Annotated in this window: 7 protein-coding genes and 1 pseudogene; 3 read left to right on the top strand and 5 right to left on the bottom strand. The window is 71.7% G+C overall.

Annotation, left to right across the window (positions count from 1 at the left end; all coding sequences use genetic code 11):
* Window positions 1-45: 45 nt before the first annotated feature.
* On the bottom strand, window positions 46-228 hold the full coding sequence (locus tag Vqi01_RS07760) for a hypothetical protein (protein WP_204033915.1): 183 nt from the start codon (window positions 226-228) through the stop codon (window positions 46-48).
* Window positions 229-288: 60 nt separating this feature from the next.
* Entirely contained in the window at window positions 289-897 is a 609-nt protein-coding gene (locus tag Vqi01_RS07755; protein WP_204033914.1) for an iron transporter, read from the bottom strand.
* 165 nt (window positions 898-1062) lie between these two features.
* On the opposite strand from Vqi01_RS07755, the gene Vqi01_RS07750 reads away from it, so the two are divergent.
* Complete coding sequence (locus tag Vqi01_RS07750; RefSeq protein WP_204033913.1) at window positions 1063-1305, top strand: hypothetical protein; 243 nt, start codon at window positions 1063-1065, stop codon at window positions 1303-1305.
* Here the strand turns inward: Vqi01_RS07750 and Vqi01_RS31770 are convergent.
* Together Vqi01_RS31770 and Vqi01_RS31765 are read right to left on the bottom strand one after the other, a co-directional pair.
* Window positions 1282-1920, bottom strand: a complete 639-nt coding sequence (locus Vqi01_RS31770) for a class I SAM-dependent methyltransferase (protein WP_239098250.1) — start codon at window positions 1918-1920, stop codon at window positions 1282-1284. The genes Vqi01_RS07750 and Vqi01_RS31770 overlap by 24 nt on opposite strands.
* Before the next feature lie 12 nt (window positions 1921-1932).
* Window positions 1933-2853 (bottom strand): annotated as a pseudogene (locus tag Vqi01_RS31765) (NAD(P)/FAD-dependent oxidoreductase); the annotation flags it as partial.
* Between the two features lie 50 nt (window positions 2854-2903).
* Here Vqi01_RS31765 and Vqi01_RS07740 point away from each other — a divergent pair.
* Together Vqi01_RS07740 and Vqi01_RS07735 are read left to right on the top strand one after the other, a co-directional pair.
* On the top strand, window positions 2904-3515 hold the full coding sequence (locus tag Vqi01_RS07740) for a helix-turn-helix domain-containing protein (RefSeq protein ID WP_204033911.1): 612 nt from the start codon (window positions 2904-2906) through the stop codon (window positions 3513-3515).
* 93 nt (window positions 3516-3608) lie between these two features.
* Complete coding sequence (locus Vqi01_RS07735; protein ID WP_204033910.1) at window positions 3609-5300, top strand: ricin-type beta-trefoil lectin domain protein; 1692 nt, start codon at window positions 3609-3611, stop codon at window positions 5298-5300.
* A 24-nt stretch (window positions 5301-5324) separates the two neighbouring features.
* Here Vqi01_RS07735 and Vqi01_RS07730 read toward each other — a convergent pair whose 3' ends face one another.
* Window positions 5325-12860: a hypothetical protein gene (locus Vqi01_RS07730; protein WP_204033909.1), complete on the bottom strand. Its 7536-nt coding sequence runs from the start codon at window positions 12858-12860 to the stop codon at window positions 5325-5327.
* Between the last annotated feature and the right edge of the window lie 96 nt (window positions 12861-12956).

Genomic DNA, 12956 nt, shown 5'->3' with positions numbered 1-12956 from the left:
CCGCCAGTCGCGGTGCTCCGTGCCCAGGGCCGCAGTTGAGCTTGGTCAGTGGTGGCGCCGAGACCGGGCCAGCAGGTAGCCGAGGAACAGGCCGGCGGCCAGCATGACCACGGCGCGGGGCGTGACCGCGGACCGCAGCCGAACGGCTCCCGCCTTCGGATCCACCACGCTGCCGGCCACGTCACCGGCCGCACCCACCGCCACGTCACCAAGCTTGCCGAGATTCACCTGTCCACCACCTTCCAGCCGCCGCCGGCTACCCGATCCGCCAGGATCAAAACGCCTGCCTCAGGCGACCCGGCCGGCCCTGGCCGAGGGGGCCTCCGCCCCGCGCGGCTCGGCATCCGGGCTCGGCTTGCGCCCATTGGTCAGCCGGACGTCGTCGAAGTGCACCTCGACCGGCTCGGCGTACCGGCGGCCGTTGACCGGGTCGTGCCGCATGAAACCCGCCGGCTCCACCCGTACGCGCACCCGGTACGGCCCTTCGTCGGGCACCACCGCGTTCGTGCCGTAATGGTGCAGGAACGGATGCCACAGGAACGGCAACTCGGTGGCGAGCACCGGCACCCCGTCGCGAGTCAACTCCAGCCGCACCGACAGGCCCGGCACGAACCGCCCGTCACCGGCGTCGGCCACCGCCACCTCCAGATGGACGTTCGCGTCCTGGGCCGCCTCCTGCCAGACCAGGCGGTCGCCGTCGAGGGCGTACATCCCCTCGGCCGCTTCGTTGACGAAGCCGATGACCAGATCGCCGGCCTGGGCCATCACCGCACCCTCCTCGTCGGCCATCGCCTGCATCGCCCGCCGGTAGGCATCCCCCTCGGCGCGTGCGACGTCCAGCTGCTCCCGGGTGGCCTCGTTGCTCGGCGCCATCGGTGGCGTGCTCCGGTTCATCATCCGATCACCTCTCTGGTCGCTCGCCCTGCTCCGGCTACCCGCTGGCTCGCCGAAGACACGCGAGGTCATCGAGAGCGGGGCGAGCGGTGCCCTCCTGTGGTTGTCCCGCGTTCGACGACCGGCGGGGCGGGTAATCGGGCGGCGGACCCACGAGGGGAGGCTGACATGGAGTACCAACAGTCGGACATCGAGGTGGTCTACCGACGCGGTGACTGGCACTCCTGGGCAGACGTGCAGCGGTGGCTCGAAAAGGGCCTGAGCCGCGACCAGCAGGCGGACAACGAACTCAGCGAGGCCGAGTCCCGGGAGTTGCTGGACGACGTACGCCAGCTAGCCCGACGCGGCGACGACCTGCCGGCTGACCCGGCTGGCGCCTACCGTGCCCTACGGGCGATCCACTCCGGTTGACCGGGGCTCGGCTGGGCGCCTCACCGCGCGCAGCACCGCGTCGGTGAGGGTGATCTCCTGCCCGTCCTGGGTGATCTGACGCTTCACGGCCGAGGTGGTGATGTCCCAGGCCGACGGGTCCAGCACGGTGGCGATCTCCTCGGCCGAATGGAGCAGGTGGCGCAGGGGCGGGCGCCGTACCGGCGTGTCCAGGTCGGCGGGGTGGTGACCGACGATGAGGAGCGCGCCGCCCGGGCGGACGGCCGCGGCCAGTCGACGGTGCAGGGCTTCGCGCACCGGCGCGGGCAGGTGCACGTACTGCGCCGACACCAGGTCGAACTGCGCCGGGGCGGGCTCCCACGTCGTGACATCGGCCTGCCGCCAGGTGACCTGCACGCCGGCATCGCTGGCGTGCTCGGCGGCCCGGTCCAGCGCGGCCTGTGACACGTCCACCCCGGTGACCTTCCATCCCCGCGAGGCGAGCCAGATCGCGTCCGCGCCCTCACCGCTGCCGACGTCCAGCGCCGTACCGGCCGGGAGGTCGACGACGGTGGCGACGAGCTGCGGGTTGGGCTTGCCGCTCCAGACCCGCTGAGCCGATCCGTACCGTTCCTCCCAGTACTCCCGCGACGACACCTGGAGGGTGAGCCGGGTCTCCTCGGCGATGAGGTCGGCATGGATCGCGGCGCCGGCTGCCGCTCCGCCAGCCGCCGCGGTCACCACCTGGGCCATGACATCGGTGACGTTGCCGGCGACCCACACCCCGGGCACCTCCGTCTGCCCCTTCGGGTCAGCCGCGATCGACTCGCCGATGCCCATCGGGTGCGGGGTGAGCTGGAGGCCGAGGTCGGTGAGCATACGCCCGTTGGCCACCAGCCGCGGCGCGACGACCACCACCGAGCGAGCGACGACCGTCCCGTCGGCCAGCCGTACCCCGGTGATCCGGTCGTCGGTCACCTCGACTGCCGCCACCGATCCGGCGACCAGGCCGATGCCCCAGGCGGCCAGTTGGGCCTGCTGCTCGTCGGTCAGCGCCGGGGCGGTGTGCTGGAAGACGGTCACGTCCGAGGTCAACTGCCGGAACATCAGCGCCTGGTGCACCGCCGATTCGGGGTGCGTGGCGAGCACGCCGACCGGCTGGTCGCGGTGCTCCCACCCGTGGCAGTACGGGCAGTGCACCACGTCGCGACCCCAGCGCTCCGCCAGCCCGCTGACGTCGGGGAGCTCGTCGGTCAGCCCGGTGGTCACCAGCAGACGCCGGGCCGCGATGGAACGCCCGTCGTCGAGGCGCACCTCGAACCACCCGTCGTCGGCGCGGCGCGCCGCGACGGCCGTCGCCGGTAGCACGACCCCGCCGTAGCGTTCGACCTCTGCCCGCCCGATCTCGAGCAGCTCACGCGGGCTCATACCGTCCCGGGACAGGAAACCGTGCATGCCCGCGGCGGGCGCGTTGCGGGGCGAACCGGCGTCGACCACGACCACCGAACGCCGAGACCGACCCAACATCACCGCACCGCTCAGCCCGGCGGCGCCGCCGCCGAGTACCGCGACATCAAACTTCTGCGTCATGCCATCCACGATCGACGCACACCGACTCCTCAGCAACTAAACTTGCCAGAATGGCAAACCCTGCCGACATGGACGAGGTGCTGGCCGCGGTCGGGCCCCGGCTGCGCGCGATCCGTCGACAGCGCCAGGTGACGCTGGCCGGTCTGGCGGCCCAGACCGGCATCTCGGTGTCCACGCTGTCCCGGCTCGAGGCCGGCCGCCGCCGTCCCACGTTGGAGCTCCTGCTGCCGCTCGCCCGGGCGTACGGGGTGCAGATCGACGAACTCATCGGTGCGCCGCCGACCGGCGACCCGCGCATCCACCTGCGCCCGGTGCAGCGCAACGGCATGACGCTCATCCCGCTGACCCGTCGGGCCGGCGGGTTGCAGGCGTACAAGGTGATCATCCCGACGCGGCGCGACACCCCGGAGCAGAAGGTCCACGACGGCTACGAGTGGATGTACGTGCTCAACGGCCGTCTTCGGCTGCTCCTCGGCAACCAGGACCTGGTGCTGACGGAGGGCGAGGCGGTCGAGTTCGACACCCGGGTGCCCCACTGGTTCGGCAGCGCCGACGCCGCCCCGGTCGAGGCACTCGTCCTCTTCGGCCGCCAGGGCGAACGCGCCCACCTCCGCGCCCGCTCCATACCCCGTCCAACGGGCACGTCCGGCACCGACGCCTGACGCGCCGGTTCAGCGGGGCCTGGCGATTGAACCGACTGAACGTCCGTCCCGTCGTGCTCCTCGGAGATCGGTACGTACCGAGGAGCGATCAGGATGCGACGCACGCCACCCACCGGCGGTCCGACCAGGCTCAGGCAACTGGCGGACGCGGCCGGCAGAGCACGGCGCAGGTTCCTCCCTCTACGCCGGGGCATCGCGGCGGGGCTGCTGTTGGGCCTCGCCGCCACGGCGGGCGTGGTCGCCGCCTCCGGGTTCGGGACCGCCACCGCCGGCAGCACGGTCCCGCCCGGCCGGCCGGTCCCCGCCAGCCAGGTGCAGACGATCGCCGCCGCCGCGCTCTCCTGCCCGATGCTCACGCCGACCCGGCTCGCCGGCCAGTTGATGGCGGCGTCGGGATTCGACCCGGCCGCCCGCGTCGAAGGCGGCGGCGAGGGGATCGCCGGTCTCACCCCGGCGGTGTGGGATTTCTGGAAGCCGGGCACGACGGCACGGCGCGCCGACCCGACGGCGAACATCTTCGCCCTCGCGCATCACATGTGCGACCTCTCCGGGCAGGTCCGAGATTCTGGTGTGGCCGGTGACGAATGGCGGCTCGCCCTGGCCGCGTACCGTCACGGGCTGCCTGCCGTGCGGGAAGCCGGCGGGATCCCCGGCCGCGCCAAGGAGTACGTCGACACCGTGGCCGACTACGCGGCCTGGTACGCCCGCCAACCGGAGTTCGCCCGGAGCAGCCCGACGCCGTCGCCGGGGCCCGTCGGCGGCGTCCCGCCGGGCACGGACACCCCGGCGGTACCGATACCGGTCGAGCACCAGCAGGCCATCCGCGCCGCAGGGAAGGTCTGCCCGGCGATGACGCCCGCCCGGGTCGCGGGCCAGTTGATGGCGGCGTCGGCGTTCAACCCGAACCTGCTCGGCGCGAACGGAGCCCAGGGCATCGCCCAGTTCGCCCCGGCGGTCTGGGCGGAATACGCCCCGCGGGCCGCAGCCACCTCACCATGGGATCCGCACCAGGCGATCGCGGCGCTCGGCGTGGTGATGTGCCGCCTGATCACGGAGATGGGCGAGGTGGGCCAGGGCGACGCTTACCCGAAGGCACTCGCCGCATTCCAGTGGGGCCCGGCCGCGGTGCAGCGCGCCGGCGGGGTGCCGGACACGCCGGCCGTACGCGACTTCATCTCCCTGACCCAGCGCCACACCGGCACCTACGAACGCCAACCGCCGTTCGGTGTCACCCCACCGGTCACCGCCGCCGAGCGCACCAGCAGCCCGTCGGGCATCCCCTCCGCGCCGTCCACGAGCGCGACGCCGAGCAGGACCGCCGGTGACGTCCCGCCGAAGCAGTTGACCACGCCGCCAACTTCCCCCAAGCCACCGGCCAGTACGCCGAAACCGAAGCCGGTCGGTGCCGCCGGCCCGATCATCGGGTACGGCAGCGGTAGCTGCATCGACGTGACCGACGGCGCCTACCAGAGCAACCCGCCGTTGCAGATCTGGAGCTGCAACGGCGGGCCGAACCAGCGGTGGACGTTCCACAGCGACGGTACGGTCCGGTCGTTCGACCGCTGCATGACCGTAGCCGGCGGGTCTACCGCGAACGGCGCGAAGATCCTGCTCAGCCCCTGCTCCGGCAGCGCCTCCCAGCGGTTCACCCTGAACAAGGCGCATGACCTGGTCAACGTGCGGGCGGACAAGTGCGTCGACGCGGTGGACCTGCAGACCGGCGACGGCACCCGGTTGCAACTGTGGGAGTGCGCGGGCACCGCGAACCAGAAGTGGCACCGGTGAGTCGAGTACGTGGTGTCGCGGCGGTCAGCGCCTGACCGCCGCGGGTACCGCCGGGGCCTCGCCTCGGCTGGTACCGAGGCCGAGACGCCTCGCCTCGGCGGCGAGCTGGCTCGCCACGGTATCCCTGTCGATGCCCTGGGACAGCGCCGCGATCGCGAACTGCCGGAGCGCCTCCAACTGCGGCTCGCCGGTGCCCGCCGGCATCGACTGGTACGGCCGAAGCAGCGCGTCGGCAGTAACGCCCAGGTCGCGCGGCGCGGGCGGCGGTGGCGGTGGCGGTGGGTCAGCGTGTTTGAGCAGCACCGGCCTCACCTCGTACCCGGGGCCGAACTGAGCGCTCATCCGTCGGGCCACGTTGCCGACCCAGCGGGTGACGTCGGCTGCTTCGAGGTCCGGTCGGACCTTGTCACTCATGTACCGCCCGGACTTGTCGTTGGCCTCCCACCGGCCTGCGGCCTCGTTCCAGCTCAACTCGCCGCTGACCCGCGCCGCCTGCACCACCGTCCCGCCAACCTCGTCGAAGCCGGCGGCGATCGTGGGATGCCCCTGCCCGTCCAACGCCGCCCGCAACTGCTCCATCGTCAGGTCGCCCTCGACCCGCCGCATTCCGGTCAGCAGTTGCTGCCACTCCGGCTCGTCCAAGACCGTGCTGATCTCCTCGCTGCCGATCCGGATCTCACCATCGGCGTCGACCGCGTAGTGCCAGTGCGCGTCCTTACGCTCCAGCAGGGTGGGCGGGAAGTCATCCAGCCGATACCACACCGGATTCAACCGCACCCCGCCGTCGGCCGCCTTCTCGGCCTCCTTGACGCGCTTCGGCTCGACCACCGGCCCGTACTCGTGGTCCAGGTCGAACGGCTTGGCCTCCGGGCGACCCTCGTAGCGGGCGTTGAACTCGTCCAGCCTCCGGTGGTGGTCCTGCGCCGCCGCCCACCAGTTGGCCTCGGCGGACTTCCGCTGCCCACTCGCCTCCTGCCAGCGGCGTTCCAACTCCGGGTCCGTCGTCTGCCGGCCCGCCTTGCTGGCCAGCGCCGCGTATCGAGCCGCCGCCTCCGTCTCCCCCGCCTTGACGAAATCGTCGGCGAGCCCGGCCAGCCGCTTCTCGTGCGCGACGATCATGTCGAAGTCGCGGCGCACGTCCGGCCCGCCATCGGCGATGCCGAGCACCCGGCGGGCGTCGTTCAGGGACATCCGTAGCGCCACGACGACCCGCTCCACCCTGTCGTCGGTGTACTGCCGGTCCTCGCGGAAGGCACCCCGCAGGGTCACCGACACGGCGGGCTGAGTGACGTACTCGACCAGGACGGAGGGGCCCTCCGGCTTGACGTTGCCGAAGCTGGTGGCGGAGTCCTCGCCACCGGTCGACAGCGCCAGCGTGTCGCCGCTGATCGGACCGGTGTTGCCGGTCTCGAGCGCCTGATACGGGTCGCCCAGGTAGCCGCGACCGACAATCAGCCGGGGCGCGCGCAGTGACTGGCTGAGGCGGTTCGAGCCGCTGCTGACGGTGGCCGCGTCCTGGCGTACGTGTTCCCGGTAGACGCCGGAATCGACCCCCGCCAGCCGGACCGCCACCGGCGCCAGCCTGACCTGGATGAGCGCCTCCTGCATCGACGCGGTCGCGCTCGGCACCGCCGGCAGCGCCAGCCCGTCCTCGGCCGCGTCGTTGGTGAACGTCGCCCCGATGTTGGGCAGCAGCAGCTCGGGGGTCAACCCCTGGTGCACCTGGTGCGCACCGACGTATCCGGATTTCCGCAGGCGCTTGGACGCGTCGGCCAGCAGAGCCTGGGTGGCACGTTGGAGATGCTCGGCGCCGGCGAGCCCTTCCGGGGCGTACCGGGGCGGCAGGAGCAGTCCGTTACGTACCTGCCAGCCCGGTTCCGGGCCGGGCGTCGGATCGGGCCGGTACGTCCGTGGCGGCGGGTGCTGTCCGCGCGACACGAGCCGTAGGTCGCTTGCCCACCGGTCCACGGTCACCGGCGCCTGAAAGGTGATCGCATCGCCCGGTACGAGCCTGCCCTCGTGGTAGATCTGAATCTCGAACCGCGGCACGAGGGTGATCCGGGCCTTCACCCCGCGGCCCGAGCTGATGTCGCTGGCCCGCTGCTGCGAGTCGGTGACGGTCGTGGTGGAGGTCAGGCCGACGGTGCCGTACTGGTAGCCGCCGCCAAGCGCGAGCGCCCCGGCTTGCTTGAACACCCCCGACCCGGCCACGCCGGCATAGGCGCCGCCGCCGTGCGCGGTACGAAGCAGCGCGGTCTGACCCCGGGCACCGACCGTGCGCACGTCCATGTCGTCGTGGTTGGCGACGAACCGGTCGAGGGTCATGCCGTCGTCGGGCAGGTCCGCCGTGAGGCGAACGTCGTAGAGGCGCTGGCTGAACACGTTCGTTTCGGTGTGAATGAGGGAGACGCCGCCGTCGAACAGAGCAGCCCAGTTGCGCCGCACTCCGGCCCGCGACAGCACGTGCAGCATGCGGCGGCGGTTGAGCATCGGATCAGCCAGACCGGTTTGCCCGGTCAACGCCGCCAGGATGCGTTCGACCAGCCAGTGGGTGCCAGGCCGAGCAACTGCGACCCGCAACGCCTCGACGGCCGGATCGATCAACGACGGGACGGTGTGGAAGGTCTGCAGCCCAAGCCCCGGCGACCCGCCGGGCCGCAACCGGGCCGGCGGCGGTGGCTCGACGACAGCCGGCTCGCCGACCTCGTCGCGGATGTCCTGATCGACGTCGCCGAACAGGCCGAGGGCGTCCGCCTGTTCCTCGCTGACCCGCAGAAATGCGGCATTGTGGATGTGGGCGCTGCGGCGTGCCGATTTGGGTTTCTGCCAGCTGTCCGGCCGATACGGTGACAGTGACCGGGGCAGACCGGGCGGGTTGCCCACCTCGGCGACGGCCGTCGCCCGCAGGTCCGCCACGATGAGGAACGTTCGCTTCTTTCCCTTGCGGTTGTTGACGTTACGTTCGATGGTGCCGCTGACCGCGGTCCGGTTACGGATCAGCCGGTACCACAGGACGCGCTGGTAGCCGGCGGTTCCGGTGCCCCCTCCGCCATGCCGGTCCGCGGGCTGGGAGGGCGTGCGCAAGGACAGACCGAACTGGCCTCGGCCGAGGATCTGCATCTCCTTCGTCCGTTGGTGCCACACCTGCACGCCGCCGCTGGGCGCGTGCTCGGTGGTGATCTCCGACTGGTTGGGTACCAGCCGGGGGTTGGTCAGCCGGGCGACGATCGAGACGTTCAGCCGGCCGCCGTCGACGTCGGTGGTCAGCGGTTCCAGATCCCACTGCCGCTCGGTCATCGCCTCGAGGTTGGTGGTCTGCTGGCCGACGGTGAGCCTGTCGGTGAGTTCGGCCCAGATCGGCATACCCTCGCGCAGCGATGCGTCGCCGCGCAGGCCGCCGAGCTGACGCCGGGACACCCGGTCGGGGTACCGCTGGATGTCCTGCACCGCGCTCCGGGTCAGCTTGAGCAGTTCCTCGCTGCCGGGCAGCGCCTCGACGAACTGCCACTCGGCCACGGTGCGGTTGGGGTCATGCGCGGCCGGTGGTGCGGTCGCCTCAGGCGAGGCACGGTCCACGTAGTGACGCAGATCGTCCAGGCGCGTCCAGGCACGGACCAGCGGCGTGTCCTCGTGGTCGGTGACCGACACCGGGTGGTCGACCTTCTCGGTGGGTACCGCGCTCTCTGCGTAGAGCACGTCCACCGGCCGGGTGACGCTGAGCCGGTACCGGGGCAACTCCTTCGCCCCGACCCGTACCGCGTTGTCCACACGGACGAAAGCGTCGTCGTCGACCCGCCGGATGGTCGTGGCCCGCCGGCCCAGGCCTGACCGGGCGGCCCGGTCCCGCCCTGGCCCGAGCCGGTAGGAGTAGACGGTGACTTCCAGCTCCAGGTCGCCGCGATAGCGTTGGCTGCCGGGCGAGCCGCCGTGCAGCGCGGTGTCCTGCCCGGTGACGTCGACCCCGCCCTGCCGGGCCCAGCGTCCCTGGCCCTCGATTCCGCCACCGGGACTGACGCCGACGTTCACGGTCGGCTGGTCGTACCGGCCGATGAACGCGCCCTCCACCGCCACCGCAGCCCGCCAGTTGCTGCCACCTGCCGTGCCGTCCTGCTCGCCCCGCCCCTGGAAGGCACGCACCGCGACCTTCGGCTCGGTACCGGTGTGTCGCAGCTGCCCGTGCTGGGCGGTCACGTGGATGACCACATGTGTGGTGGAGAGGGGGTGGGTCCGGGTCAGCCGGGCGGCGACGCCACCGTTGAGTAGCGCCGAGTAGTTCTGCCGCAGTGCCGGTACGGACAGCACACGGTCAAGTTCCGCCTGGTTGCGCTGCCGTTCGCTGGCCGAGCTGGCGAACCCCATCGGGCGGGCCACCCCGTCGTCGCGGAACCGGGGCAGGAAGCCTCCGCCGAAGCGCCGGACCAGGTGCGCGGTCTGCTGTTGCAGGTCGGCGAACCCGCTCATCGAGTACGGCATGGCGTGCCCGCCCCTGCTGGCGTATGGCGGCACCGCGCTGGTGCCGGCCTCGGCCGCTGCCGCCGAGGAGTTCGCCGGTGTCGCGGGCGTGACGACCGCCGCCGGGCGCACGTCACTGAGCAGTTCGTCGGCCTTCGTCCTGGGCAGCCGGGACAGCAGGGTCAGGTCCACCGTGATCGGTCGTACCCCGCGAAAGAGCCCTCTCTGCAGAGCGTTGACCCTGGTGGCGACGTTGATGGTCAGCCTGAACTCCACCTTGGCCAGGACGTTCTCGATGTCCTTGAACTCGGTACCGGTCCGGTTGGTGCTGCTCTGCCGGCTGCTGGTGGTGGTGTTGCGCCGAAAGCCGGCGCTGAGCCGCAGTTGCACGTACCCCAGCCCGAACCCCCAGCGGATCGGCACGAACGTGCCGCCCCCACCAACCGTGCTGGCATGCTGTTCCCGGCCGTTGACCGTGTAGCCGGGCTGCCACCGGAACGACGATTTCTTGACGTCGGCGATCACCTCCATCCCGGTCACCTCGGCGCTGAGCTGGAGGGAGACCGCCTGTCGGCGGGACTGGCTGAGAATCAGCGGCGAGTTCACCCTGCTCTCCAGGGCTTGAAGCAGGTGGCCCAGGACGTTGGGCTCGCTCAACAACGTTCGCAGCTGATCCCGGCTGGGGCTGCCCGCGTCGGCGGTGCCGGTGGTCCGGAACTGGTCCAGGATCAGCTCGGCGACCTGGTTCCAGCCCTGCCGGCCGCCGTCGCCCAAGCGGGCGTCCAGGATCCGGGCGACGTGCAGGTTCTCCACCAGAGTGGACACGTCGAAGCTGCCGCGCCGGACACTGCCGGTGCGGGGCGTGGCCTCGCGGATGTCGTCGAGGGCCCGGAAGCCGATCCGCGCGGTGATCTCGTCCGGCGGCGGCGGGTAATGAGCTCGCTGGTCTGCCGTCGTGTCGTGTGCCGGTGGCATGACCGGGACCGAACCCGGTTCGTGCACCCGCACGGTGAACCGCACCATCGCCAGCACCAGATGGGACCCACCGCCGCTGCGAATGTTGTGCGAGTCGAACAGCACCGCGCTGCTCTCGCTGGTCTCGCTTCCGCGAGCCAGAGCCGCCTCGGTGTGGAGGCCACCACCCGGACCGTACCGGCCGCCGATCATGAAGCCGGTGCCCAGGGCGAAGCTGTCCCCGGAGGTCTCGGTCTCCCGCAGGGTGGTGCTGGAGTCGATCCTGGTGTCGAACTTGAGCTTGTCCGCGCTCTGGTCGATCCATCGCTGTTGGTCGGTCAGGCGGGTGGTGGAGACGGTGACGCTGTGCCAGTGGCCACGCCTGTCCCGCACGTCGAAGGTCCGGCCGCCGCTGACGAAGAATGATGGAAGGTCATTCCGCAGGGCGTTCTCGATGTCGGTGAAGTCGACACTGACCGTCTCCCGGCCGCCCGGGGTGATCAGGGCGATCATCGGCCGTGGGCGCGCCTGTACCCGCTGCTCGACGCTGATACGCAGGTCACTGACCAGCCGTTCCAGGTCGACGACGCCGTCCACCTCGTACAGCAGTTCCGGATGATCCTGATAGAGCTTGAGGTTGTCCCCGGTGGCCGGGACGCCCGGCTCGGGCGGCCGCGACGGGCCGGCCTCGTTCGTCACCGCCGCGGGCATCTGGGCGGCCGGCGTGCCCTGCGCGGTCGCGGCCTGCCCAGTCGCGGCCTGCCCAGTCGCGGCCTGCGCCGGTGAGGGCTCGGCGACCCGGGCGCGAGTGCGGCGTCGCATGCCGGGAGAGCTGGTGAGCGGTGGGTCCAGCAGGGCGTCCGCGACCGTGATCCGCGTCGGCCCGGTCCCGGCAGTGGCGGTGGAGGGTCGTCGGGCAGTCCCCGACGGGGCGATCGATTTGTCGGACGCCTGCGTTGGCCGGATGCCGGTCATCGGCACCCCAGCCGGAGTGAACCGACTCACCTGGTCGTCCTCGCCGATCAACAACCGAATCGGGTTGGCCAGCAGCACCGGCTTGGCGGGCTGCCCCGGCATCGGAGGTCGCCGATCATCGGGATGGAACACGACGAACCGCTCGGTCTCCGTCGCCCCCTGTGTCTCGATCATCTCGAAGACGCCGTCGGTCCGGCGGTGCACGGCGACCACATGCCGTTCGCGGCTCAGAATCTCCACCACGGTCATCTCGCCCGCCGCCAGTTCCCGCAGGCGCCCCACGTCCGCTTGCTGGAAGCGACCGCCCCCGCTCAACACTGCGATCTCATCCATCAGCCTGGCGTGGGAATGATCATCACGCACGGGATATCCGTACGGGCTCAGCTGCCCCAGCAGGTCCCGTACCCGCAGCGCACAGTCAGGCTGCCCCTGCCACACGTCGGACCGGCCCATCACCTCCCGCATCGCCGCGCGCACCGCGTCCCCGTGGACAACGCCTGCCGATCCGTCCAGCACCGACACCGCCTCGGCCATCGGCACGACGCCGCCGGCTGGGGCCGACGCTTGCGGAATGGTCTCGCCTGCGGAAACCGTCGGGCCCCCGACGAGTCTGCTCGGCGGCACCGGCTGCGGGCTTGCCTGCGGTACGGAGGGCCCCGCGGCCGGCATTACGTCCCCCGCCACCGGCGCCAACCCGGGCCGCGGTCCGGCCGAAGTTGACGTGCCGACACCCGTCGAGCCGATCAGATCGGCGCCGGCCGAGCCACCCGCACCGCCGATGTCAGCCGGGCCGGTGCCGGGAGTGCCCGTGCCGGAAGCGCCCATGCCGGGAGTGCCGGTGCCGGGGGTGCCGGGGGTGCCCGTGCCCGGGTCATCCGTGCCGGGGGTGTCCGTGCCGGAAGACCCGGTGCGCTCGGCCCCCACCCGCGCAGCCCGCATCCGATCCCCGACCCCTGCCGCGCCCTGCAACAACACCCCATTGAACGCACTCGACCCCGACGTCAACCCAACCTGAAAACCCTCCACCTGCCCCGTCAACACCACCTGCGTACCCGCATCCACCACCACCCCGTGACCCGCATGCTCCGCCGCCGCACCCGGCACACCGGCCACCCGTCCACCCGGCCCCGACCGGGCCAACCCCGCCCGATCCACCACCACCCCAGCACCACCACGCACCGCCCGAAACGCCCCACCAAACACCGTCTCCAAGCCCCCCGACGCCGCCGCCTCCCTCGTCGACGACCCACTCCACCCCCGCTGATACCCCCGCTT

The organism is Micromonospora qiuiae (assembly GCF_016863555.1).
GTDB classification, from domain to species: domain Bacteria; phylum Actinomycetota; class Actinomycetes; order Mycobacteriales; family Micromonosporaceae; genus Micromonospora; species Micromonospora qiuiae.
This window is presented reverse-complemented; position numbering and strand designations above follow the sequence as displayed.